This window comes from Synechococcus sp. BIOS-U3-1, from assembly GCF_014279975.1.
Lineage (GTDB): Bacteria > Cyanobacteriota > Cyanobacteriia > PCC-6307 > Cyanobiaceae > Synechococcus_C.
Genome location: NZ_CP047936.1, coordinates 1,626,168 through 1,649,144 on the forward strand (window position 1 = coordinate 1,626,168; position 22,977 = coordinate 1,649,144).

The window sequence follows — 22,977 nt, forward strand, 5'->3', positions numbered from 1 at the left end:
CCATGACTTACTTCCCTACTGCCCAACTGACCACCAAGGACATCGACGCTCAGAACCTGTTCCGAGCTGCTGAAGAGTGCAACCGCCGACTCGTTCTGGGTTCTGGCGAAGATGTGACAGACCTGCTCCGCCTCCACGCAAGTGGACTGACAGCAACAACAGAAACGCTTACCGGTATCTCCAACTCTGGACTGCAGTTCACCTTCAAGCGAATCGGAAGACTGATGGCAGAAGGTGATCTCAAAGAGAACGAGATCGGGCAACTGAAAGGACGCCGCCCTGTGAACCGCGAATGGAACTGGATCCGCATGGGTGAGGTGAAAGCCTTCGGCCTGAAGAGAGCCGTATGGACGCCTGGCTACGAGTCAGACGATGAGATCATCTATCGCCCTGAGGCCCTGTTCAACGCTGAGTGGGAGTTCAATGCTCGCAACCTGTACGGACTGACCGATAGCTGCAGGGATGAAGACTTCGACTTCCACCTGGGACAACTACGGGGAACCTTCCTGGGTTACCGACTGGCCCAGTACCTGAAAGCACAAGAGCAGAACTTCTCTGCCCGCTATCAGCGTCAGTGGATCAGGGAATGGATGGACTGCCCAGAACTGGCTGAAGCCCGTCTGTGCTCAGAACTGGAGAGAGCAGGCGTTTTCGCTTGACCTTCAGAACACCAACACTCACCCCTTATGAGAAACACATGCAACACGATGCCTACATGCAACAGCAAGCCGAGGACGCCAAGTCCCGGCAAGAGGCCCTAAATGTCCTGCGACAGCTCCAATTCATGGAGCAGCGCCGCAAGGCGAGGCAAGCGGCCATCAGAGCTCAGTACATCGATTCCCACGAAATCACAGGATGACTGACGACTCAAACCTCACCGTCGAGGAGTACGGGATCTGGCTGCTTCGATACATCGACAGCCTCCCAGACGGCGATCACAGATACGAAATGCAGGAGGCCCTCGAAGGCTTCCGCGAAGAGATCCTCTATCTCGAATGCTGCCATGACGTTGACAGCACCCCAGCAAACAAAGCACGTAATTAAGTTCCTATGTTTCTCTCTATCGATTCTTTCTTCAGCGACGAGTCCGCCATCATCAATGTCGATTCTTCTGGAATCGATGTGAGTTTTTTCACGGACGAAGCGGATCAGTCCTTTCTGGTCACGAATGGTCATGAGCTTCTGCGGATTGACTCCAAGGCGGAATACGCCAAGGAGCAGATCTGCAAGGCCATCGATCAAAAAGCAGAGGATGCCAAAGGCAAGATCATCTATGAGATTCAGGAACGGTTCAAGAATGACCCCAAGCTGAAAGGTGGTCTGCTCCGGTACTTCCATTCTTTGGGGTACTGGGATAACGCATCTATGACAAAGATGGGTCTAGAGAAGCCTGAAAACTCAACATCAATGACCGCTGCTTTCAAGTGGGCCAATGCCTACAGAGCAGCTCTGGAGATGCACGAGAAGCTTGCGGGAAGCCTTTCACCTTCAGAGATTCAATCTAGGGCTGCTGCTCTTTCCAAGACAGCATTAGCCCGGATCTACACATCTTGCTCTGAAAAAGATCGGAATAACCTCTACCAAGAAATTGCCGAGGGCCGTCAGATCTCAGCAGCAGATGCCAACGAGATCAGCAAATCACCAGAGATCAAACTGTCAAAAGCAGAAGAGCTTCTGGCTGCTGCACGCATCAGGAAGCAACAGGCTGAAGAACGCTGGGAGGAGGTCAAGGCAGATCCTGAGATCACCCCTAAATCCTCTGAGTACACCCAGGCAGTTGACAACAGCTTGCACGCAGCAGAGTCAGTAGAAAACTGGGAGCAGAAGATTTCTGAACTCCAGGCTCAAGTTGAAGCCAAAGAAGCAGAGCTGAATAAATACAAGTACGACCAGGATCTACAGCGTCAAACCAGGATCAAGCTCCTAACTGATGCTCTGACCATCGGAGTTCCGCAGGCAACTGCTGATCTCAATAAGTACATGAAAGATGCGGAGTACTACGACCCAGACACCCGTCGCCACTTTGATGACCAGATCAAGGTGCTGGCTGATATGTGCGGCGACTATCTCTCTCGCATTTGACCAACAGAACACCAACACTCACCACTAACTAACCATGACTACTTACAAGCGACGCAAGAACGGCCAATACAAGCCTGACTGGGATCGAGGCAATGGCTGGATGCAGACCAAAAGCGAATGGCAGGACATCGACAAGGCGGTTGATAAGACCGTTTCACTCGACGAACTGCAGGAGCTGTGGTGCCCAGCATCCACCTCCACCATCACGGTCAATCACCCAGACATTCCCGGCCTGAGCTTTGACCTGGAAGTGGGGCTGAAGGAATACCACCCAGAAACCAAGCGGAAGAGGAAGCCAACCAGCTTTGGCATCACATACCGATTCAACGGTTTCGTCTACTACCTGCCTTTCATCCCACTACCGGGAACCGAGAAAGACAAGACGCACCACAACGCTTGGCACAGCAAATTCTCCTGGTCCCAAGCAGTCCGAACACTCACCAAAGAAATCATCACCAGCTATGTCGAAGAAAGCCAAGCAATGTCTCTGTGGGGTTTGGCATCGGAGCAGCTCGGAGAAGTGCCCGAGGTGCCAAAAACTGGGGAAGAAGAAGCATCCGCTGCATAGCACCTGGAGCGTCCACTACTCCCGCCTCTGGCCTGACTTCCTTGAGTTTCTAAGGGAAGTAGGAGAACCACCAACCCCGGGCCATTGGCTAACGGGAGCCATCGAAGGAACACGACCCGCACCAGGGAACGTCCGATGGATCCCAGGAACACGACTGGAAAAGATCCAGCTCACCGATCTACCTGACCTAGACCCAATGATTTTTGATGATGAACTCAAGCAGCTAGCCATCCAGGCCTTTGCCGAACGTCAACAGAACCCCGCCTCTGAACTCATCCACCTCAACAACATCGAGAAGGAGCACAAGGCTCTGATCGAGGAGGCAGAAGACCTCAGAAGTTTGCAGTTTGACCTTGAGAAAAGAAGCCAGGAGTACCAGGCTGCACTTAAAAAAGAGACAGAAGCACGTCAGGCCTACAAAGGCCGTGGCTCACAGGTTCGAGTCGGTAACGCCTTCCGTCACAAGCTCGTTCCGATCCTGTCTCAACAGCTCAAGGCCCTCCACCAGTCAGCACTGCAGCAACGAAGTGGCAGACATCACTCAGTGATGAAGCCCCTGATGGAAGCCATAGGGAATGACTACGACGTGGTGAGTCATATCACCATGAGCTGTGTCCTCGATGGCATCGGCAGAGGCGTGACTATGTCAACGCCACTGACAACCGTCTGCCAGAACATCGGCAGCAGGGTCGACCACGAGGCCTTTCTACGCCTTGTGAAAGAGAAGGACCCGAACGGCTGGGAGCGTGTTGATCGCTGGGTTCTGAATAGCCAGGACACCAAGCGCGGATACAGCTACAAGATCCGAGCAGCTACCGGACTAACGGAGATCACCAACTCCTACAACTTCATCGATAGCGACACTGCAGCCGGTTTCGGGAAGTGGTGTTTCGATGCCTTGATGATGATCACAGGCTGGTTCGACACCGTTTTGTGGACGACAGGGAGTGGCAAGCAGACCAGAACTCAGTATTTCGTCGGTCTCACTCAGGAGGGTTTGAAGTACAGGGATCTGATCCAGGCTGCTGCTGATGACGCCTGTTATGAAGCGTGGCCAATGCTGGTTCCACCAGAGGAGTGGGACCTGGAGGAAGGCAAGCGTGGCGGTTATCTCAGCCATCACCCTGGCCAAGTCTCCAAGCTGATCCATAACGACATGGGCACGATCCCAAGTCAGCAGGCTATGGATGCACTGCACAAGGCTCAGTCAAAGCCGTTCAAGATCAACGGGTTTGTCTATGAGATTCAGAAACAACTGCTCGCCAGAACCGAGGAGATCGGCTCCTTTCGTACCTACGAAAAGGACACCTGGGAAGACGTCAACCGCCCCTACATCAACCCTGAGATCTTCGATTACAAGTGGGACGACAACCGCAACGAGAGGCCCGAGCACAAGGAGGCTCGAATCACCCTCGCCAAGTTCTATGCAGCACAACAGGTAGCCGAGAAGACCCGCAAAAGTCCTATCAGGGTTCTGCGTGTTGCTGCTCGGTTCCGTCACGCTGACCGGTTCTATCTCCCCTGCTACTTCGACACGAGGACTCGGCTCTACTACGTCAGCGACACCGTCTCACCTAATGGCTCCGACTATCAGAAAGCTTTATTGCTCTCTGCTGATGGTGCTGAGGTGACTCCGGAGAATCGGACTCAGGTTTGGAACAACCTCTGCATCACCCTGGCTAACTGCTGGGCGAACAAAGAGGACGGAGTCAAGACCGACAAGCTGAGTCTCCCTAGCCGTGTGAAGTTCGCTGAGGACTTCCTCAAGGAGCTGGAGGTGGTTGCACGAGATCCCCTCTCAACTGCTGCACGTTCCATCTGGACATCAGCATCGGAACCCTTCCAGTTCCTTGCCTGTGTACGGGAGATCTTCGAGCTCTTCTACTGGAAGACAAAGACGCGAACCCACCTATTCAACGGAAGAGACGCAACGAACTCCGGGATGCAGATCCTCGGCTCGCTCTGCCTAGATAAGAAGGCGATGTGGTTCACCAATGTCTATGACACACCAGACCCACAGGACCTTTATGGCGAGGTTGCACGGGAGGCTCAGGCTCTACTGAACTCCGCTGTATGGGTTCAGCAGAAGATCAAGCACTACACCAAGCAGACCAAGAAGAAGATGAAGAAGCGGGAGGAAGAAGGTAGGACCGTGCGTCCTATCGACTACACCTCATTCGTTCTAGGCATCGATCCATCTTCTGTTGATAGGTCAATTTTGAAACGTGCGGTGATGTGTACTTCGTACGGGGCGAGCTGGCAATCCAAGAACGAGTACATCAGTGAGGAGATCGAGGAGGCATTCAAAGCTGATCCGTTCAACCCAACCCTCATTGATAAGCGTCTGGTCACGGATGCTGCCATCGAGGGCCAATCATCAGCCTTCCCTAAGTGTGATGAGCTGAATGATTGGTTCCGTGCTGTTGGTAAAGCAGCAATGGAAAAGGGCCTGGAGTACGTCTCCTGGACAACACCTAGTGGTTCATTCATCCGCCAGGAGTACAGGGAACCCAACATCACCAAGGTCAAGACTCACGCCATGTCTGGACAGACCTATCGGATGTTGAAAGAGAACCGCTCAGAAGGGCGGATCACTCTCTCAGTGCAGAAGGGCTGGGGCGATGTGAAGCAGAACAAAGCAGCAACAGCTTTGGGAGCCAACTTCACACACAGTCTTGACTCAGATGTCCTCCAGGGTGCAATCACTCAAACCCGTGGAGATTTCTTCACGGTTCACGATTGTGGGTATTACTTGGCCACTGACTGTGATTACAACTGTCAGGCCCTCAGGGATAGCTTTGAGCGTGTAGTGACTGCTGCACCGATGCAGAGCCTCATTGACACCAATGAGCTGACTCTGGAGATACCTAGCAAAGGCGATGGCGATCTCTCGGAGATCCCACATGCAAGGCATATGTTTAGCTGAACATGTGACAATCTGCTGTCTGGTTTAACGATCAGACAAGCAGATCCCTTGCTATCACTGGGCGTACCTGGTGCCCCTATAGATAACCCCGAACAGTTTTGTTTGGGCTCAAAACTACAACTCATCCACAAGTCTGAGCCACGTCAGTGGTGCGCATATGGTTGGAATGCCATACCGCGCTGGTCAATGGGATGTGAGGATATGGACCGAGAAAACCTCCGATGTATATTCGGCCGGCCCTGATATAAAAGCCACGCAGTAAGTTCTTTTTTGACACCCCCCTCTCTTACGCGCAAGGAACCTCACACAACACCAGCACAGCAGGATGACAAAAACACAACAGATGGATGCCTCCTAAAAGAGGGGGCGTCTCAACCTGTAAAACAAAGACAGAGATAGAAGACACCAACGGTGGCTTCGATCCCTCCGTCATCATCCCTACTGATATGAAGTTATGACAGTGAACACCACCTTCTTACCTAAAACAAGTCGACTGGTGTTTGCTGATCGACTTCAAGCAAGAGCAGATAAAGGACGTGTCTACGGACTTGCTCCTAAATCTCCTGCTCCCCCTACTCCTTAAATATCTAGGTGCCAGGTATTGAAGGCTGATTCGTGGGATTATTGGCGAGATTGAAGCAATAAAAGCCCTTGCAATTGCAGGACTTCAGGTTTCTGATGTGAGTCAATAGATCAACGCCAAAATCAACAACACAATTCCTTCGAAACTCTTAAACTCATGTTTTCACATGTTCCTGTCCCTCCAGCCACTCCTTCTATCTCCTCTTCACTGAGCTGGTTGAACTTATCAGCGGTGAATTCATGACCATGTTCTTTAGCAATGCCTACAACATCTTCAGGTGACTTAGCTGCTTTTAGCTTGTCTTGAAGGCTGGTGTCGCCTTTGACCTTCTCTAGGAATGCCTTGAGTTGTTCTAGGGACATGGGTATCAGGTCTGTTGAGTATTTATAGCAACAGTCTGCCGCAGTGTCTTGGGACTAGCTCCTACTCCTGCTCCTTGATATTTGGTGCCAGCTACCGTCTCCGAAAGGAGAGAAGTGGGATGTAAATCCTAATTGGTAATGAGGAGCCCGGAGGCCTTTGTAAGCCCCCTGGAATAGCGATCCTCCGCTATGGAGATAGAGCGAGGGCTCTATTAACAGAACAGATCAAGGAGAAAGCTCGGCCTCCACGGAGATACCTGAGCTATTCGGTTGAGCTAAGCGTGGAGTTTTAACGGTGCTCCATTAGTGGTGTAATTCCACTATCAATCATTGTCCTCAGTATGACATTAAACTGCTGTCAAATCCGTGGAAGTGGTGCTCCACGGTGTGGATACCGGACGCAAGTCCGGTTAGTCTTTAATGGCTAATGCGGTGATGACAGAGGAGAGTTTTCTTAATAGGTTTCTCTCCTCTCTCTTTACGGTGTGTGTGGATGATCTGGAGAGATGTTCTGACGACATCTCTTCGATTTCTTTTTAGAACAGTTTCTTTTCTAACGGTATTTGTGTACTTAGCTTCTTATTCGTAAGACGCAACGGATCGGGTTATAGCGCGAGCTGAAGATCGAATCTTCCCCGTTTTCATTCCTAAAAACCTAGGAGGCCAGTCGCCTTAAAGACTGAGACCCCAGCTACACCCGCTGGAGGGTGATTTATTTCACTAACTATTACTAATATGTCCGATTCATTCGGAGGAGCTCCAGGCCCAGCAGGGGCTGATGGTGGAGCAGATGCAGGTTTCAGTGGCGAGTCAAGTCCACTGGGGTCACCCGAGGCCCAAGCCTCACGCCAAGCACAAGCTGCTCAGAATCTTGCCCGTCGCGCTGCCATGCGTGAAACCGGGAATTTCACATCAGACGAATCGGTTGCTCGTGGGACCACGGATTCTGAAGTCAGCCAAGCCGAGAGCCTCTTGCTCTCCAAACAGGCAGAGCTAGGGCGAACCAATGACCCTCGCCGCCAAGCTCAACTAATCGCAGAGACCCAGCACCTTGCCGAGGTTTTGACCCAGGCAGAGGCCAAGGGGTTAAATCCTGACTACAGCGATCAAGTTGATCTGCAAAGAGAAGACCCCGGCCAGGCCATCCGCAGTGAGCTAGGTGATGAGCGTTGTGATGCCATCCTCCAGAACGCAGCCGATGTGTTTAGCGATGGCGTGAGTGGCGTACTGAACAAGGCCCTGAGCGAAGGTTCTGACGAATATGTAGCTCAGTCATTCCAATTCATGAAGAATGTCGCTGAGAACCCAAGCTGGGTCAGCAGTTCAGAAGACGTTCAAGTATTAGATCCCGGCATCATTGGCGATCTTGAGGAGAGCTTCGGTTCTGAAATAAGTTCAAAAATACAACACATAAATGCTCAACTTGCCAACGGAACAATGCGGCAAGACCAAGCAGTTCTGCTTGCTATGGGAGATCCTGCCCTAGCTCAAGCATTACTTAGCGCTGCTCGTAGCGGTCAAATTACACTTAACCTGGGTTGATAACTATGTCTAATAACGTCGAAGTTGGTGGCATCTCTTTTTCTCAGGAGATGATTGAGGCCATGAAGAATGGTGCTGATCCAATCTCTGGAGTATTAGGAGCAGATGGAAAGCCTCGGGAATCAAGCCTCAACAGTGATGGCTCCTATGTAACAACACCTAAGGCTCACATTCCGATCTCTGGCTACGGCCATCAGATCCGACCATCGCAAGGTCGCGAGGAAGGTGCTGCACTCGTGTCGCGTCCAAACATGGATGCAAATAACGTCAAATATGATGCTGAGTGTGCTCGTCTAGAAGCCGAACGTGTCGAAGCTGAGAGGGTCCGTATCGAGACCCAGAAGCGTCTTCACGGGCTTGCATTGGTTGCTGAGCTAGATGCACTGACTGCCCGTGTTGCGTTCCTTGAGAGGGCACATAGGAAGATCACAAAGAAGATTAACAGTGAGGCTAAAGATGGACGCTGAAATCAAGAACATTGACTGGGCTAAGAAGAGTCGTGAGTCATGTGAAGAGCGTGATGCTCTACTTGAGGCCAATAAGGCAGATGCGAAGGAGAGAGGCTTTAGACCTGGCTCCTTTAATCAGACTTATACAGTTGAACCGAGTAAAGAAAGAGCTCATGAGAATCCCCCTGAGGAACTCAGAGCCCCTCCTTTAGCTCGTGGTGGCCTCCAGCCCTATCCTCAGAACATTAATGTTAGTAATTTAGGCGACTTTGATACCCCTACTAACAACAAACCTGAGGTGAAAACCATCAAAAACAAGGAAGGTTGGGAGTATTCGGGGTGGAGTAAGCCTCCAAAGAACTTCACACCTGACCCTCAAGGCATTAAAGAGCTAACAGAACGACAGATCAAGATGCTTAATCGCAGGAAAAAGTAAACTTATGGCTACTAAATCAACAAAAACCAAGGCTAAACTTACTAAACCTAAGGCTAAAACTAAGAAGAAAGCTTCTAAAGCTGCTCTCGCTAAGGCAAAAGCAGCAGAGAAACGGCGTTTAGAGCTTCGAAAGAAGACTTTGAAGGCCCAAGCTGAGGCTAAATCTGCTCAGAAACGATGACTCCTGAGGAGTTTCGTGTTCAATTTCAAAGGCAATTCATCAAAGACGTCTCTGAGGCCCTGCAGCAGGCGAGAGATCAGGGAGATACCAGACGTGCTGAAGTGCTTTACAGCATGCTCAGGGACTGCCTGCGAGACCTCTCAGGGCCTAATTGATCTTTTCTAGTGGACAAACCTTCGGAGTAAAATGATAAAAATCTCTGAAGGGTATCCCCTTAGGGGCGGCGGCCAGCTACCCCCTTGGGGGGTGGCAAATCCTGATGAATGCTCCTCGGCCTATCCAGCCACCAGCCCTGGCTGTGGAGATTCCGGGGTCCGATTTCAATTCAACAGAGTGAGTTTTGATTCATTGAAGGCTGCTTCACACCATCAAGGTGTCGCTCACCTACGATTCATGCAGTGATAGTCAGTACTGAACTGCAGAGTCATTAGTCCACTGATCTAATGCACGCCTGATCGGTGGGGATCAGTAGGGATATCTACTCATATCATCAGCAATAGTACAGGTGTATCTAAGTACATCCAACCATGCTGGCTATAGATAGTACGCTTGTACTCCTCAGCGTCTTCTATGTCTCTTCTCCACCTGTCACTGTTTTCCCCTGTGACAATCAGTGGGCTGGCACATCCAAGCAATCGAAGAGGAATGGATCCTCGACTGCTTACTGGTATGCAGAGGCCAAGACAAATTCGCGAACGACCTAATCGCTATTGAGCCAGAAGTTCATGATCAACAGGTTCTGGTCTGTCAGGGACCCCAGGAACAACCCTGCATGCATACGGTAGGGCCGCTTCCGCCTGAAATTGCTTCCAGTTCCTCTGCATTGAGTTCGCTCACATCTGATTTTCTGAGTTTTAGATTCAGCTGATTGATGTGGTCACTGGACACTTCATGGCCATGTTCCTTTGCAAGGTCAACCACAGCTTGTGCAGTCTTGGCGCCTTTCAGCTTGTCCTGAAGAGTCTTGTCGCCTGTAACTTTTCCAATAAATGCCTTGAGTGATTCTGGGGACATTGTAGTTAGGGGGGTCTCAGTCGATATTGACCATCGCATATTGAATTGTCATGCTTTGAGTGGATTTAGCTACTGCAAGAAGCACCCAGCTCATCGGCAATGTTTTCCCTGCCTTACCCAAATCTTTTTTCTGCCGTCCTGCGGAGCTGGTGGGACCTGAGCTGGTGGGCTGCTTGTACGGGACACACGTTCAACATGCAGCAGTGCCTCATTAACCATGAAGAGTGGCTGTGACCTGAGGGCAACATGGTTCACATCTGCACAACTACGCCCTGCTCCGATCAGTGGCACATCGTCCAGTTCTGAAACCAAGTCCCACAAAACCACGGGAGAATGCCCGTAATTCCCTTGCGTTCTGAGAGGGGGTCACCTACGATTCAGGTAAGCCTATGACTGCTCTCCTTAATATCCTTTGGGTAGTGCTCGGCGGATTGATGATGGCCCTGGGCTGGTGGCTGGCCGGATTGATCTGTGCAATCACGGTGGTGGGACTGCCCTGGGCTCGTTCCTGTTTCGTGATCGGGAGATTTTCGCTTTGGCCCTTTGGGCAGGAAGCCGTGAACCGCAGGGACTTACGCGGCCGCGATGATCTGGGCACCGGATCGATCGGGTTGATCGGCAACGTGCTCTGGTTTCTGGTGGCGGGATGGTGGCTGGCAGTCGGTCATTTAACTTCCGCCCTGGCCTGCTTCGTGACCATCGTGGGTATCCCCTTCGGGATTCAGCACATGAAACTGGCCCTAATCGCCCTGGCGCCCGTGGGAATGACCGTTGTACCGGTCCACAAGATTTAATCGCTCCCGATGAACAGTCATTAGAAGGGCAGGTAGAGGAAATCACGGCCGCAACGGTCCAGAGCCTCCCGCACCGACTTAAGCACTTGTGGCTCTCCGTCAAAGCTGCGCCCATCCGGCACAACAAGCTCACCGCCAGCATCGAGATGAATGTTGCCGCTGAACCAAGATGCGCCTGAAGGCAGATACGCCCGACAGCTCAAGGCACCATCGCCCCCCTGCTTGCGCTCAATCAACCAGCCATTGACCCGATCAAGCTCGGTGTAGCTATCGAGACCGGCCCAGCAGGGATGCGTGAACAACACCAGCAAAGTCACGCTTCTGCTCAGCGCTCCTTGCAAAGCTGATGCGGCACTGCAGTGGCTCAAGATCGTTCTTCCTCAGTGAGGTACTCCTCCACGATGGGGGAGCAATCACCGCGTTCTAGGGCTGCGATTTCACGCTCAATGTTGTCGATGAACAGCTGATTACCGTTGCGCCTTGCCACCTCCAAAACGGTACGCAGGCGCTCCAGCTGCATCTGGTTCTCATCGTCCATTCACTGCACATCGCAATCACCGCAGCCAATCATGGATGCGGCACCATCCGCAAGCCTCCACAAGCAGCACGACCAAACGGTCGGCGTCACCGCAACAGTGACAGGTCAAGATCCGTTAAAAGGAGTTGACACGAACAGCAAACATGGCTCACGGATACGGAGTAATCGGCAGTGGATACGTCGGCACCGCTGTGGCCATGCGCATGAAGAGGGCAGGCTTGCCCATCACCGCAACCACCCGCTCAGTCGAGAACGTGCGCGAATTACGAGGACTGATGGATGACGTACGACAGCTCGACATCACTGACCCAGATTTAGATCTTTCTTTTCTTGCCGACCTGCAGAGCCTGCTGATCAGCGTGGCCCCCACCAGGCAAAACGATGGCTATAGCGATGTGTTCGCCCGCGGCATGCGCAACCTGGTTGGCGCATTGCGGCGCCGACCAAGCACACAGCCACTGCACATCACGTATATCAGCAGCGTCAGCGTGTATGGAGACCGGCAGGGAGAGGAGGTTTGGGAATACTCAGCCCTGGATTCGGACTCCCAGGTCAACAGCATGCTGGCGACAGCCGAAGAGCTGATGCTCGATATTGACCGCCCAGATACCTCCATCTGCGTACTCAGGCTGGGCGGAATCTATGGACCCGGTCGCGACATGGTGGGCATGATCCGCGAGGCTGCCGGCCAGCAGGTGCCGAAGAATGGCAATGCCATCAATGCCTGGAGCGGCCTTGTCGACATCGCCAGAGGCGTGCAGTTCGCATCCGATCAAAAGCTGATAGGCATCTACAACTTGGTTGATGACATGCAGCTCAGCCGACGGGAACTCTCCACCCTGATCTGCGATCAGGATGGACTGCCTCCGGTGCTTTGGAGTTACTCCAGTGGGGAGAACGAACGCAGCATGAATGCTCGTGTGTCAAACCAGAAAATCAAGGACGCCGGCTTCAAGCTGATGTCACCGTCGATGCTTGAGCCAGCCGTCGTGTGAATGTGTCTCCACGCGCAGACGACTATCAATCCTGCAATTCTTCAAAAATGTTTCCCTGATAAAGGGGTTGCCTTTCAAGGATCCCCTTGATCGGGCAATCATGCGTCAGTGGCTGACGTTGAGGAGCCTGATTGTCGCTAACCAATCATGCGTTGACGCACCAATGCATCCCACAACTCAGTGGGGATCAACCGTTGCAGCACGAGTGCTTCAGAGTCCTTGCCGCAGCGGTAGCGGGGTTTGGGTCTCGCTGTCTCCAGAGCCGAGGCGATGGTGCGAGCCACCAGCTCTGGAGAGGAGCCGCGACGAAAGCCATCCGCCCAGCTAGCTGCGACACGACGCATCATTGGCCCCCACACCGGATCGGTCGATTGCTGCCGCAATGAGACCTCACTCACCGCTTCGAAGCCGGTACGGATCAACCCCGGCTCTACCAACACCACCTGCACGCCAAAACCCTGTAGCTCCAGACGCAAAGCATCACTGATGCCCTCGAGCGCATGCTTACTAGCGCCGTACCAGCCGGCTCCTGGAGTCACAAAACGGCCGGCGATGGATGAAAGATTCACGATGCGGCCACGACGTCGTTCCCGCATAGGTGGCAACAGCATCTGGGTGAGTCCGATCAATCCAAAAACATTCACTTCAAACATCGCCCGGGCGCACTCGATGGACATGGTCTCCACCGGACCCGTGTCCGCATAGCCGGCGTTATTGACCAGGGCATCCAGTGCTCCAACTTCACAGCTGACTGCATCGGCGAGCTGATGACAGGAGTCTTGGTCAGCGAGATCAAGCGATAGCAGCTCAGCACCTCGACTGCGTAAAGGTTCCATCGCCTCAAGCCGGCGGGCGGCAGCGAAAACCCGCCAGCCACGATCGAGCAATCGGTGAGCCGTGGCCAAGCCGATGCCACTGGAGGCTCCAGTGATTAGAACGCTGCGCCTGGCGTGAGATTGAAACGCTGTCATTTCACTTGTGGCAAGCCGCACGGAAACGATTGGAAGGATTGGTGCTGCCGTGCTTGGTCCGTCGACCGCTCACTCGCTTCCGCCAGGCACGAAAAGAGCCGGATTTGAGCTCGGAACGCATCAGTGAGATCACTGCTGCTTCAGACAGACCGAACTGGAATTCAATGGCTTCGAACGTGGTGCGATCTTCCCAGGCCATTTCGATCACGCGATCGATGTCCCGAGAGGTGAGTTGGTCAGGAACGCCGCAGTCCATTCAACAAACGAATCAGTGGTCGGGATGCTCAAACAGAGCCACCGCAAGGTCGGACTCACTGAGTTGGCGAACATCGGAGCTCGACTCAAACTCAGAACTCGGCGGCGCAGACGGAAGAGCAAAGGATTTCTCCAGCTCGGTTCTGGCGGCGCCGAAGGGGTAGGTCATGGATACGGCAGTAAAACGAAGGCGACAAAGCAAGGGCAGCGAAGCCAAAGCCCTTTACATTGCGCAACATTAACCGCAGACGCGGCCGAGCGGCCGACGCCGAGCGGTAAGACCACGCAAACGAAACTGATTCTCATCAGCATATTTACACTCCTGACTGTGATTCTCAAATGCATATTTACGGCTCTTGAATGTGATTCTCAAAAGCATATTTTGATCCCTTAATGTTCGGTTTTTACCCTTATCTTTCGCTCTTTTGTGATGTAGAACTGTCTCATCCCTCCAAGAGGTTCGACATGACAAATTCAGTTACCGCTCAAGCCACCATTGCCGTTCCCGTCGGTCCTGCAGGCCGTGCCATGGCCGAACCCATGTCCGGCGACATGCTGGATCTCATGCAAGCTCATCTCAACCTTGAGCGTCAGTCCGCAGCCGCCTATTTCGCTGCTGCCATCTGGTTTGCTGAACGCGAACTCGTCGGCTTTGCCGAGCATCTACGCGATGAAGCCAAGCAGGAAGAGCAGCATGCCGCCAAGTTCGCCGATTACCTGATCTCTAGAGGTCAGAGGCCTGTTCTCGACACCGTTGAACCACCTCGTCAGCAATGGCCTGATGTCGAACAGGTGATGGCCAATGTCTTCCGCTTGGAAGCTGATGTAACCGCCTCAGTACTCCAGCTCTATAGCACCGCTGAGCAGGATCTCGACAGGCGCACCTCCGTCTTCCTTGATCCCATCGTTGATGATCAGCGCCTCTCTGAGCACGAAGCCGCTTACCTGCTCGGACGCGTCAAGTTCGCAGCAAACAACCCAGCCGCCGTCATGATCATCGACGCCGAGCTCAGGGAAGGTGACGCCAAGCCCGCCAAGCTCGAAGGCTGATCCAACAACCGCAAATCAAAAGCCCCGCTGATGGCGGGGCTTTTTTGATCAGCTATCAGCTGCAGACAACTGCTGATGTACCCATCAAGATCGCACCAGCTTGAACAGCGCCCAGAGCGCTGCGGCAGCGAGCAGCCAATACATCCATGACCACTGCAGCCAGACAGCGGCAATGAAGGCCAAGGCGAACAACGCCAGAAATCTCCCGAAGGTCACATTTAACTGACAAGAGGTTCCATCTAAACCAACCCTGACTTGATTCAACAACCCTCAGCGCAACATCACTCTCAACAGCGGCTTCCCAACAGCGCCGTCTCAACAGTGCTCTCTCAACAGCCATATTCTCTAGGGTTCTCGACAACCACCACTGGTTGATGAACGTTGACAAAGACCTGCAAAAACAGGCGCGCAAAAACTTACGCGGTACGGACCCTGCAATCGCCAAATACCTACAAGCGCTTGAGCACGAGGTCTGTCACCTCGAGAAGCTCAATGCGCAGCTGAATCAGGAAATACAGAACCTTCAACAGCAGAACTCAAACTGATCGGGTTGCTGCAGAGCCTGTGATCAAGCGATTTTGAGAATCGCACTGATCAAATTCGGGCGCTGCCTGAGTTCAGCTGTAAATTCTCGAGCAAAATCTCTAGCTTCCATTGCATCGGAGGCATAAAAGCAACTCTCGAGAGTTGCTCCACTGAGATCGCGATAGCGAACTAGATAACGGTTCGCGGTTTGAACGAGTGGCATCGATTAGCTCCTGGCTTATGCAAATCCAAAACGTCGAGCGGCACTGGCCTCAAACTCGCGCCTGATCTGCACAATCGCTTCTCGAGCAAAGGCCTTCTCGTTTTCCTGAGCCGTAATGATCTGTTTGGTGAGCTGGCGCAGTTGCTCGATGTCCTCACAGGAATCGATTTCACGAAACGCAGCTTCGAGGCTGAACTTCTGCTCAACCGACAAGCGATGGTTGGTCATGGTGCAGATGCGGCAAAAGCCTCACCGAAGTGAGACGTTGGACTTTCCTTCCCAACCATCGCCACTCCTTCACACGATCGTGACGGTGATACCCGTCCTGGTCCGAACACGCGGTCAGGTCCAGGGCTTGATAAGCCAACCGTAGTGGAGGCCGGCGAACGGCAGAAACCGAGTTAATTGAGGATGTCCTGGCTGGTGAGACGGGATCAGATTCGAAGGCTTTTTCATCTGACGCATCCGCATCACAACTGTCCAACAGATCGATCGGGGATTCGTAGCCGTTGTCACCGACGAGTGCATTTGCTCTGGCCAGCATGACGATATCTACACCGTGGAGTTGGACCCATGAAAGCCAACAGCAGCCGTTGCCAGGACCTGAACAAGCAGCTGGCCATGTATCGCGCCTTCCGCGACATGGATGGCATCGCAGCCGTGACCCGCGAGCTGCAGATGGACGCCTGCGCCTGCCCGGTCAAGAACTGAGCCTGATCACTAGATCCACCATGTTCAGGCACTCCGGAACCGCCTAAAACAGCCGAGACTGCCTGGAGCATGTCGAAGCCGTTGTTCGATCAGCAACTGCTATTCCCTGGGGCTGACGCCATCCAGCCGGCTGTTCCAGTGCCTTTCGTCGGAGAGGCTCCCCGCGGGGTCGATTACATCAGCAAGGCGGTTGATCTACCCCAACCCGATTCGATGGCACTGTCCATTGGGTTTGATCTGGAAACGTTCAATCGCCGCACTGATCTCTGGCGGCATAAGGCCAGCCTCAGCCCATCTCTCGGTGGCGAGATCCGTCTGGCTCAGCTGACGACGGCTGAAAGCAACAGCACGCTGGTGATCGATGTGGCGGTGATCGGCCAACCCGCCATTGACTGGCTCCGCAGGATCGCGCGCAACCCTGCGCGCAGGTTGGTGGGCCACAACCTCCTGTTTGAAGCCACCTTTCTGATCGCCGCTGGCATCAGACCACTCTGCCAGTGGTGGGACACGATGCTGGCCAGCCAGATCATCGGCGACTTGCCAAGCAACAGCCTGGCCGCCGCCTCTGCGCACTACCTGAAGCGGGAGCTCGACAAGAGTGAACAGAGCAGCGATTGGGGGCATGCCCTCAGCGCCAGCCAGCTGCGCTACGCGGCTCTGGATGCCGAGATCGTGCTGCCTCTGGGTCGTGTGCTGCATCAGCAGCTTGTGGCCACGCAACAGGTCGTCGTGCACCGGCTTGATTGCTCGATGATCAGCGCCTGCGCCGATGGTCAAGTGCGAGGGCTGGCGGTGGATGTTGAAGCAGCACTCCAATCCAAGACACAAGGTCTCCGCGAACGGGAACGATTGGCTATTGATGTGCACAAGACACTTGGGATCGAAAATTACAGAAGCCCGGACAAGCTGCAGGATGCCCTGAGTCTTCACCTGGGCGAGCCAGTTGAAAACACCAAAGACAGAACTCTGAAGACTTTTCTTCCCGATCCTGTGATCGAGCGACTGCTTCAGCTGAAAGCATTGGATCAGGAACTGAAAGAGGTGAATTGGCTGCTCGAGGAAGCCAGGCTCACCGATGGCCGTGTCCGTCCCCACTACCGAATTATTGGTGCTAGCACCGGCCGAATGAGCACTAGTGCCCTGATCCGCGAAACCAGCAGTCACGTTCCCTCCGACACCGAGCGATTCAAGACAGGCCTAAGGCAAGGCGAACCCAAGGCCGTAAAGCTCGGGCAATGTGGGTTCAATTTCCAGGGCATCACCGGCGATCGAAAAAAAGCACTTGGCACGGGCAACCCCGACAGCGTGCTGATGGACCTCGACTGGTCATCGATTGAGATCCGGCTTCAAGCGAGTCCAGAGCTGTACAACGACGATGGTCAGCGCAAGATCCTGCTGGAGGGGATCGACCCGCATGCCTACATCGCCAGTCAGGCCTGCGGACGCGAAATCACCAAAGCAGATCCAGAGCGCTCAACGATCGGGAAACGAGCCAATTTCGCCCTGGCCTACGGCTGCGGGCTGTCCGGTGTTCGCAAACTGCTCTCCCGCGCTCGCGGTAAGCAGGTCACGGAGACGGAAGCCCACAAGGTTTACGACGCCTGGCATCGCCTGCACCCGCAGATGAGTCGGGAGATGGAGAAGTTCTCCCAAAAAAGCATCACCGAAGTACGCAGCATTGCCGGTCGACGGATGACACTCCGAGGCAACAGGGTCGGCACGGACGGCATCAGACCAATGCAACCGCTGGGACGAACCAATGGAATCAATTTCCCTGTTCAGGGATCTGGTCGTGACCTACTCGCCGCAGCCCTCGGTGACCTTTGGCCTGCGCTGGATGGCTTCGCAGGTGTTCACATCGTTGGACTGATTCACGATGAAATTCTTCTCGAGGTTCCACGTGATCAAGTGGAGGAGGTCAAGGCGGTCGCCTTAGCCTCGATGACCTCCAAAAAGCTTCAGAAGCAGTACCTGGGTGACATTCCCCTAGAGGCGGATTGCAACATTGCAGAGAGCTGGGGAGAGGCTCACTGAGAAGGTCGCGTGCATCAACGCAGCCAATTCCTTACAAGCCTCAGATAGGTTACTGCGAGTTCATCTGCTACGGCCGCAACAGATGAGATCCACGAAAGCTTCAGAGCGAGACGAATTCCGACTTGTTATTTAGGGGCAGCAGGGTATAAATATGGGTGACGGATTCTTCTAACTAAAATGCTCACTGGTGCTGATCTGCTGGCCAAGGTCAAAGAATTGGGGGATGTCTCCAAAACTGATCTGGCAACTGCCTGTGGGTACGTCTCTAAGAAGAAAGACGGCTCTGATCGGGTGAACTTCACCGCTTTCTACGAAGCACTTCTGAATGCCAAGGGCATCGAACTCGGTGGTGGTTCTGCCGGCATGGGCAAAGGTGGTCGCAAACTGAGCTACACGGCCAAAGTGCAAGGCAACGGCAACCTGCTGGTTGGTAAGGCCTATACCGCCATGCTGGATCTTGCACCTGGCGATGAATTCGAGATCAAGCTGGGCAAGAAGGCAATTCGCCTAATTCCTGTCGGAGGTGAGGAAGAAGGGGAAGAGTGATCAGGCCGATAGAGCCCATCACTATTAATCAACTTGAGGCAGGGTTGCTGGTCAGCCCTGCTTTTTTGTTGAAACCAACCGAAGCGACACCATGGCCCATCGCTTAAAGTGCTGCATCCAGGCAAATCATCGGTGAGTCCAGAGAAACTCCAATGGCAAGACTTATCTCTTAAGGAGCTGGAGATTGTTCTGAAGTCGGAGGAGGTCACAGGTGAACCGGAAGATTATCAATACGTCAGAGGAGACGGAACATTGCATCTGTTCAACGATGAGTCTTCCATCGAAGTCCCTCTCGAAAGTGAGCAAACAGTCGAAACGGCAAAGATTGAGTCAAAGGCCCAAACCGTTGAAACAACTGGAGCGAGCTAGGATTGTTTAAACGGTTGTGTAGCACTTGCTGAGCCTGATTCCTCCGTACTATTTGGTGGCACTGGGTTTGGGGCTGGCAGCGATTGTTGTTGTTCTCTTTTATTCCTTTACTCGCACGACCAATTACGAAGTGCAGGAGAAGCTAAAAAAAGCTCAGCTCCGTAAAAAGCAGCAGACCAAAGAGCTTTAAAACTTGATCTCTAATTCGATCAGCCCATGCTGAAGGTTGAGTTGCGAGCCGCCAAAATCCCAGGATTGCCAGGCCTGGTTGCAGATCACTATTGGCTGCTCGTGATCCGTGGTAACGAAGCCAGCGGTCAGCAGACTTGCGATCGCTGGGAAGTGTGGCAATTCGCGCGCCAGAATCATTCCTGCTGGGGGCATTTACACAAAAACCTTTTGGCTCCCCGCCAAGGTGTTGGCAATGGTCCATCACAGTTAATCAAGCAATGGATTGGTGATGATGCTTTGAGCCTGGTTGAGACGATTGAATCCTCCCCAAACCACTACCCCTTCACCGAGACCTACAGGTACTGGCCAGGCCCTAACAGCAACACGTTTGCGCAATGGATCGTCCGAGCAAAGACAAAACTCGGCATTCGAGCCATCGGCAAAAGCTTTCCTGTTCCAGACGTCGCCTGATGAACAAACCTGATGACGATGCCACACAGATCCGAAGAGCTGTTGTGCTCTTCAACGTTCAACAACGCAACGCGTTGAAGCTTTGCTCAGTCAAGTCTTTCAGCGCATGAAATCTGCTTGCAGCACCAAGATGGTCGCTTCAGGCTGATGGGATGAACTCAACCTTCACGATTCGCCCTGTTAAACCCGTTGATCTTCCACTGATCAACGACTGGGCGCGCAATGAAGGATTTGCTCCAGGTACGGGCGATATCGGAATTTATCGCCAAACAGACCGTCAGGGCATTTGGACGGGCTGCTTGGATGAAGAACCAATCGGATGCATCGCAGGCATTCGCTACAACCATGCCTACGGTTTTATCGGCCTCTACATCGTGCGACCAGATCAGAGAGGTCGAGGCTATGGGGTGAAACTCTGGCGAGAAGCGCTGGAGCATCTCGATAACGTGAGCTGCGTTGGGCTCGAAGCAGCAGAAAACAGGATTGATGATTACTCAAACTGGGGGTTTCAACCCGCTTCAACAACAACACGTTGGCAGCTTGAGGTTGACTCCCTTCCAGACCAGCTCAGATCACCAAAACAACCGGAAGGGCTGAGATTGATTCATGGGGATGACATCCCTGAACTCAAGATTCAGATCTATGACGCTGATCGTGAACTCAATCCCAGACCGCACTTTCTGTCTGATTGGCTTCATCATCCGGCAGGTGATGTGACGGCGCTGCTGGACAAGAAGCAGAACTGCCACGGTTTTGCCCGAATCCGGCCATGCCTGCTCAAGAACGAAGCAGGCTGGCGCATCGGCCCCTTACTGGCAGATTCCCCAGAACTCGCTGAGCTGTTGATCATGGATCTCCTCAAGGCAAGGCATGGATTAGTGATCATTGATTCACCAGGCGGAAATGCACTGGCCTCGCCGCTGCTTCAGAAACTTGGTTTCACACCTGCAGGACGCACGCTGAGGATGTACCGCGGAGTGATGCCGTCCCGACAATTAGATGAGGTGTACGGGCTTGCCTGCCTTGAACTTGGCTAGTGAATGCAAAAGCCATTGCGGCCATTATTCATTCGCCGAATGAAGTCGGCGACACATTGACGTTGCCAGCTGAAATGGCAATTTTGAAGTCCAATGAGTCAGAGGTGGCTGATTGGTCGTTCGGGCGCTGGTGGGACAGCGCCAGAATGTAATTGCACCCTCAAATGATGCAGTGACTTGGATGCATTTCACCTGGGCTGGTGATTCAGGTGATGCAAGGCTTTTTAAGCAGCTGTTGCCAGGTTGTAAGTCCAATCTGATGGTCGATTGGTCGCCTAGGTGGGACCGGTGCTGAACGATTCAGCGCCGGACTAGACGGAATCCTGAAAGCCTGTATTGGCTATAGAAGGCTGGGGTTCAAGCACTGGAACGAGTACAGGATCAGCATGGAAATAAGGCTGCTAGCGCTAGCCCTGATCACAGTGGCCATCAGACTGTTCGGAAATGCCAGCGTCGTGATCCTGGCTGGGATTGATCCCCGTCCGGTCGCCGTACACAAGCGGCTGTTGGCCTGGCTGGTGTCACTTGGAGCTGCCTTGCTGGCGATGCTTCTGGCTCCTGCAGTGAGCAGCCTGTGAACGCCAAGCTGCGAACAGCCATTGGAGCGTTGGTGGTTCTGATCCTCGTGCAGACCTACTGCTCATTCCTGACGCCTTGGATCCTGCTGTTTTTTGTGCTCTGGATCATGGGCGGTTCAAAACTGATCTGATCAAAGCTCTGCAAACCGTGGGCTCAACGTTTGCTAGACCACACCGGATTGATTCGATGGCTGCCTGCAGACGAGAAACCAAGCCGCTGAATTCTGTTGATCGCAACTTTGCGAGAGTTGTACTGCACCAGCAAAGGAGCATTGCGGATGTTCGGGCTCGATCAATACCTGTTCGTCGAGTGGATCTCTGCCTGGTTAGTGCTGAACTGGGGCGCACATCTTGCTTTGACCCAGGGCTCGGCAGAGGAAACCAGTCATGGAACGGTCAGACGTCAGTTCCCAAAGCTGAGCCAACAGTTCACTTACATCCTGCATTCGCTGGCGATTGCCTGGTTGATCCAGTGGACGTGGCAACTACTCCCACCGATTGGATGAGCACAGACGCCAGAGCAGTGCCAGCTGATTCACACCGGGTGGATCCGATGGGTGTCTGGCAAGCGTGACACCTGACCGGTGAGCATGCAGTCAATGATCCGGTGGACATAGGCAGCTCGGCGCATGTTCACCATGGTTTGCCATTTAGCTTCGCCCATGGACTCCCTGGCGACTGCAATCGAGGCGAGTCCGGCGAGATTATGAGCGCGGTCCATGCCCAATGCCCTGATAACCAGGATCTAAACGGGACGCCGTGGAATGGCAATCACAAGATCAGCAAACCCCGGCAAATCAGTTGGATGCGCTTCGCTTTACCAATACAAAGTCAGCGCACCGGTGGACGACAACGCCGCCATCCGACCTTTTGCATGTTCTGCCATACCTCGATGGCGTTCTGCTGAATCATCCTCCTCTGGCTCTGCGGTTCCGGAGGATGGGGTCTCACCCAGCGATAGGTGCTGAGAATCACCCATTGACCATGGGCGGTTGAGAGGCCATGGCTGAATCTCACCAGCAGCTGCTCATCTCCATTCACGAGCCAGCCATCCCTGCCAGCCTTTAGCGGTAGTTCATGGGAGGGGTGGTCCTGGTTGGGCATCCGCGGAGTTTCGTCGTGATCCGTGTCAATGCAGGCCAGAGTTCACAGAACCTCACTCCAACTTGCGCTCTGCGGCGATGAGACAGCGGTAGCTAGCCAACCAACTGAGTCAGCAGAGCAGCGGAAGCCAATCCTCCAAAGAACAGAAATGTGGGCAACAAAGCGGGCCAAACCGTTGGCTGAGTCGGGTTAGACATCCAACCTTCAAGCATTTTGTCCTGCGAAACTAAAAGGTGCCGCCTTGGCTGCACGTGATCAGCTGTTGGTACGCAGGTCGTATTTGCTTGGTTGCGGGGTATCTGAGCGATTCACGACCCAACGGCTTTGAAGATTGCAGTGGAGATCTCCGCACCCGGAGCAGACGGTTGTCCCCCTGGAAGATCGATAGGCATTGCTCGAGATTGCAATGGCGTCGGGTGACGCGACAACCAACGGCATGGATCCCCGCCGTTGATCAAGAGC

The 22,977-nt window shown here is 53.4% G+C and carries 35 protein-coding genes; 23 read left to right on the forward strand and 12 right to left on the reverse strand.

What is annotated here, in order from left to right:
* The first annotated feature begins 2 nt into the window (after positions 1–2).
* From SynBIOSU31_RS08715 to SynBIOSU31_RS08740, 6 genes are all read left to right on the forward strand, one after another.
* Positions 3–659 (forward strand): hypothetical protein, encoded by a 657-nt coding sequence (locus SynBIOSU31_RS08715; protein WP_186489234.1) that lies wholly within the window; start codon positions 3–5, stop codon positions 657–659.
* Positions 656–859, forward strand: coding sequence for a hypothetical protein (locus SynBIOSU31_RS08720; protein ID WP_186489235.1), 204 nt, complete (start codon positions 656–658; stop codon positions 857–859). The genes SynBIOSU31_RS08715 and SynBIOSU31_RS08720 overlap by 4 nt, the downstream gene beginning before the upstream one ends.
* Entirely contained in the window at positions 856–1,044 is a 189-nt protein-coding gene (locus SynBIOSU31_RS08725; RefSeq protein WP_186489236.1) for a hypothetical protein, read from the forward strand. The genes SynBIOSU31_RS08720 and SynBIOSU31_RS08725 overlap by 4 nt, the downstream gene beginning before the upstream one ends.
* A gap of 78 nt (positions 1,045–1,122) precedes the next feature.
* Positions 1,123–2,082, forward strand: a complete 960-nt coding sequence (locus SynBIOSU31_RS08730; RefSeq protein WP_186489237.1) for a hypothetical protein — start codon at positions 1,123–1,125, stop codon at positions 2,080–2,082.
* A gap of 34 nt (positions 2,083–2,116) precedes the next feature.
* Positions 2,117–2,650 (forward strand): hypothetical protein, encoded by a 534-nt coding sequence (locus SynBIOSU31_RS08735; protein WP_186489239.1) that lies wholly within the window; start codon positions 2,117–2,119, stop codon positions 2,648–2,650.
* A gap of 196 nt (positions 2,651–2,846) precedes the next feature.
* On the forward strand, positions 2,847–5,576 hold the full coding sequence (locus tag SynBIOSU31_RS08740) for a DNA-directed RNA polymerase (RefSeq protein WP_186489240.1): 2,730 nt from the start codon (positions 2,847–2,849) through the stop codon (positions 5,574–5,576).
* Positions 5,577–6,281: 705 nt separating this feature from the next.
* On the opposite strand, the gene SynBIOSU31_RS08745 is transcribed toward SynBIOSU31_RS08740, so the two are convergent.
* On the reverse strand, positions 6,282–6,521 hold the full coding sequence (locus SynBIOSU31_RS08745) for a Nif11-like leader peptide family natural product precursor (RefSeq protein ID WP_186489243.1): 240 nt from the start codon (positions 6,519–6,521) through the stop codon (positions 6,282–6,284).
* Between the two features lie 972 nt (positions 6,522–7,493).
* Between SynBIOSU31_RS08745 and SynBIOSU31_RS08750 the strand changes: the two genes are divergently transcribed.
* From SynBIOSU31_RS08750 to SynBIOSU31_RS08765, 4 genes are read left to right on the forward strand one after another with little or no spacing between them, the layout of a single operon-like run.
* A complete protein-coding gene (locus SynBIOSU31_RS08750; protein WP_186489245.1) occupies positions 7,494–8,063 on the forward strand; it encodes a hypothetical protein in 570 nt (189 codons plus the stop codon).
* 5 nt (positions 8,064–8,068) lie between these two features.
* Positions 8,069–8,530 carry a hypothetical protein gene (locus tag SynBIOSU31_RS08755; protein ID WP_186489246.1) on the forward strand — a complete coding sequence of 154 codons (462 nt, stop codon included), beginning with the start codon at positions 8,069–8,071 and terminating at the stop codon, positions 8,528–8,530.
* Positions 8,520–8,948: a hypothetical protein gene (locus tag SynBIOSU31_RS08760; protein WP_186489248.1), complete on the forward strand. Its 429-nt coding sequence runs from the start codon at positions 8,520–8,522 to the stop codon at positions 8,946–8,948. Before SynBIOSU31_RS08755 ends, SynBIOSU31_RS08760 begins: the two co-directional genes overlap by 11 nt.
* 4 nt (positions 8,949–8,952) lie before the next feature.
* On the forward strand, positions 8,953–9,129 hold the full coding sequence (locus SynBIOSU31_RS08765; RefSeq protein ID WP_186489250.1) for a hypothetical protein: 177 nt from the start codon (positions 8,953–8,955) through the stop codon (positions 9,127–9,129).
* A 747-nt stretch (positions 9,130–9,876) separates the two neighbouring features.
* Here the strand turns inward: SynBIOSU31_RS08765 and SynBIOSU31_RS08770 are convergent.
* Positions 9,877–10,182, reverse strand: a complete 306-nt coding sequence (locus SynBIOSU31_RS08770) for a Nif11-like leader peptide family natural product precursor (protein ID WP_370593615.1) — start codon at positions 10,180–10,182, stop codon at positions 9,877–9,879.
* A 350-nt stretch (positions 10,183–10,532) separates the two neighbouring features.
* Here SynBIOSU31_RS08770 and SynBIOSU31_RS08775 point away from each other — a divergent pair, with 350 nt between their 5' ends.
* Positions 10,533–10,937: a YccF domain-containing protein gene (locus tag SynBIOSU31_RS08775; protein WP_186489251.1), complete on the forward strand. Its 405-nt coding sequence runs from the start codon at positions 10,533–10,535 to the stop codon at positions 10,935–10,937.
* Positions 10,938–10,957: 20 nt separating this feature from the next.
* On the opposite strand, the gene SynBIOSU31_RS08780 is transcribed toward SynBIOSU31_RS08775, so the two are convergent.
* On the reverse strand, positions 10,958–11,305 hold the full coding sequence (locus SynBIOSU31_RS08780) for a hypothetical protein (RefSeq protein ID WP_186489253.1): 348 nt from the start codon (positions 11,303–11,305) through the stop codon (positions 10,958–10,960).
* Positions 11,302–11,475, reverse strand: a complete 174-nt coding sequence (locus tag SynBIOSU31_RS08785) for a hypothetical protein (protein ID WP_186489254.1) — start codon at positions 11,473–11,475, stop codon at positions 11,302–11,304. The genes SynBIOSU31_RS08780 and SynBIOSU31_RS08785 overlap by 4 nt, the downstream gene beginning before the upstream one ends.
* A 143-nt stretch (positions 11,476–11,618) precedes the next feature.
* On the opposite strand from SynBIOSU31_RS08785, the gene SynBIOSU31_RS08790 reads away from it, so the two are divergent.
* Positions 11,619–12,470, forward strand: a complete 852-nt coding sequence (locus tag SynBIOSU31_RS08790) for an NAD-dependent epimerase/dehydratase family protein (protein WP_186489255.1) — start codon at positions 11,619–11,621, stop codon at positions 12,468–12,470.
* Between the two features lie 137 nt (positions 12,471–12,607).
* Here the strand turns inward: SynBIOSU31_RS08790 and SynBIOSU31_RS08795 are convergent, their stop codons facing one another.
* The 3 genes from SynBIOSU31_RS08795 to SynBIOSU31_RS08805 are packed head-to-tail and all read right to left on the reverse strand — an operon-like array spanning position 12,608 to position 13,865.
* On the reverse strand, positions 12,608–13,441 hold the full coding sequence (locus SynBIOSU31_RS08795) for an SDR family NAD(P)-dependent oxidoreductase (RefSeq protein WP_186489256.1): 834 nt from the start codon (positions 13,439–13,441) through the stop codon (positions 12,608–12,610).
* Between the two features lies 1 nt (position 13,442).
* Positions 13,443–13,697: a TIGR03643 family protein gene (locus SynBIOSU31_RS08800; protein WP_186489257.1), complete on the reverse strand. Its 255-nt coding sequence runs from the start codon at positions 13,695–13,697 to the stop codon at positions 13,443–13,445.
* Positions 13,698–13,709: 12 nt separating this feature from the next.
* Complete coding sequence (locus tag SynBIOSU31_RS08805; RefSeq protein ID WP_186489258.1) at positions 13,710–13,865, reverse strand: hypothetical protein; 156 nt, start codon at positions 13,863–13,865, stop codon at positions 13,710–13,712.
* Between the two features lie 296 nt (positions 13,866–14,161).
* Here SynBIOSU31_RS08805 and SynBIOSU31_RS08810 point away from each other — a divergent pair, with 296 nt between their 5' ends.
* Complete coding sequence (locus tag SynBIOSU31_RS08810) at positions 14,162–14,746, forward strand: ferritin (RefSeq protein WP_186489259.1); 585 nt, start codon at positions 14,162–14,164, stop codon at positions 14,744–14,746.
* An 84-nt stretch (positions 14,747–14,830) separates the two neighbouring features.
* Here the strand turns inward: SynBIOSU31_RS08810 and SynBIOSU31_RS14785 are convergent, their stop codons facing one another.
* The gene (locus tag SynBIOSU31_RS14785) at positions 14,831–14,962 is read right to left on the reverse strand and encodes a hypothetical protein (protein ID WP_255477171.1); all 132 of its coding nucleotides are present in this window, start codon (positions 14,960–14,962) and stop codon (positions 14,831–14,833) included.
* 158 nt (positions 14,963–15,120) lie between these two features.
* Between SynBIOSU31_RS14785 and SynBIOSU31_RS08815 the strand changes: the two genes are divergently transcribed.
* Positions 15,121–15,291, forward strand: a complete 171-nt coding sequence (locus tag SynBIOSU31_RS08815) for a hypothetical protein (RefSeq protein WP_186489261.1) — start codon at positions 15,121–15,123, stop codon at positions 15,289–15,291.
* Between the two features lie 23 nt (positions 15,292–15,314).
* Here SynBIOSU31_RS08815 and SynBIOSU31_RS08820 read toward each other — a convergent pair whose 3' ends face one another.
* Together SynBIOSU31_RS08820 and SynBIOSU31_RS08825 are read right to left on the reverse strand one after the other, a co-directional pair.
* Positions 15,315–15,494 carry a hypothetical protein gene (locus SynBIOSU31_RS08820; protein WP_186489263.1) on the reverse strand — a complete coding sequence of 60 codons (180 nt, stop codon included), beginning with the start codon at positions 15,492–15,494 and terminating at the stop codon, positions 15,315–15,317.
* A 15-nt stretch (positions 15,495–15,509) separates the two neighbouring features.
* Complete coding sequence (locus SynBIOSU31_RS08825; protein WP_186489265.1) at positions 15,510–15,722, reverse strand: hypothetical protein; 213 nt, start codon at positions 15,720–15,722, stop codon at positions 15,510–15,512.
* A gap of 345 nt (positions 15,723–16,067) precedes the next feature.
* On the opposite strand from SynBIOSU31_RS08825, the gene SynBIOSU31_RS08830 reads away from it, so the two are divergent.
* From SynBIOSU31_RS08830 to SynBIOSU31_RS08865, 9 genes are all read left to right on the forward strand, one after another.
* Positions 16,068–16,205, forward strand: a complete 138-nt coding sequence (locus tag SynBIOSU31_RS08830; RefSeq protein ID WP_186489267.1) for a hypothetical protein — start codon at positions 16,068–16,070, stop codon at positions 16,203–16,205.
* 69 nt (positions 16,206–16,274) lie between these two features.
* On the forward strand, positions 16,275–18,239 hold the full coding sequence (locus SynBIOSU31_RS08835; protein WP_186489269.1) for a DNA polymerase: 1,965 nt from the start codon (positions 16,275–16,277) through the stop codon (positions 18,237–18,239).
* Between the two features lie 177 nt (positions 18,240–18,416).
* Positions 18,417–18,785: an AbrB family transcriptional regulator gene (locus SynBIOSU31_RS08840; protein ID WP_067093102.1), complete on the forward strand. Its 369-nt coding sequence runs from the start codon at positions 18,417–18,419 to the stop codon at positions 18,783–18,785.
* Positions 18,786–19,179: 394 nt separating this feature from the next.
* Positions 19,180–19,344 carry a hypothetical protein gene (locus tag SynBIOSU31_RS08845; protein ID WP_186489271.1) on the forward strand — a complete coding sequence of 55 codons (165 nt, stop codon included), beginning with the start codon at positions 19,180–19,182 and terminating at the stop codon, positions 19,342–19,344.
* Between the two features lie 26 nt (positions 19,345–19,370).
* Positions 19,371–19,796, forward strand: a complete 426-nt coding sequence (locus SynBIOSU31_RS08850; protein WP_186489273.1) for a DUF3750 domain-containing protein — start codon at positions 19,371–19,373, stop codon at positions 19,794–19,796.
* 152 nt (positions 19,797–19,948) lie between these two features.
* Positions 19,949–20,833: a GNAT family N-acetyltransferase gene (locus SynBIOSU31_RS08855; RefSeq protein ID WP_186489275.1), complete on the forward strand. Its 885-nt coding sequence runs from the start codon at positions 19,949–19,951 to the stop codon at positions 20,831–20,833.
* A gap of 386 nt (positions 20,834–21,219) precedes the next feature.
* On the forward strand, positions 21,220–21,411 hold the full coding sequence (locus SynBIOSU31_RS08860) for a hypothetical protein (protein ID WP_186489281.1): 192 nt from the start codon (positions 21,220–21,222) through the stop codon (positions 21,409–21,411).
* Entirely contained in the window at positions 21,408–21,542 is a 135-nt protein-coding gene (locus SynBIOSU31_RS14790; RefSeq protein ID WP_255477172.1) for a hypothetical protein, read from the forward strand. The genes SynBIOSU31_RS08860 and SynBIOSU31_RS14790 overlap by 4 nt, the downstream gene beginning before the upstream one ends.
* 96 nt (positions 21,543–21,638) lie before the next feature.
* Entirely contained in the window at positions 21,639–21,917 is a 279-nt protein-coding gene (locus SynBIOSU31_RS08865; protein WP_186489283.1) for a hypothetical protein, read from the forward strand.
* A gap of 29 nt (positions 21,918–21,946) precedes the next feature.
* Here SynBIOSU31_RS08865 and SynBIOSU31_RS08870 read toward each other — a convergent pair whose 3' ends face one another.
* Positions 21,947–22,132, reverse strand: a complete 186-nt coding sequence (locus tag SynBIOSU31_RS08870; RefSeq protein WP_186489285.1) for a hypothetical protein — start codon at positions 22,130–22,132, stop codon at positions 21,947–21,949.
* A 110-nt stretch (positions 22,133–22,242) separates the two neighbouring features.
* Complete coding sequence (locus tag SynBIOSU31_RS08875) at positions 22,243–22,515, reverse strand: DUF1651 domain-containing protein (protein ID WP_186489287.1); 273 nt, start codon at positions 22,513–22,515, stop codon at positions 22,243–22,245.
* Positions 22,516–22,977 lie beyond the last annotated feature (462 nt).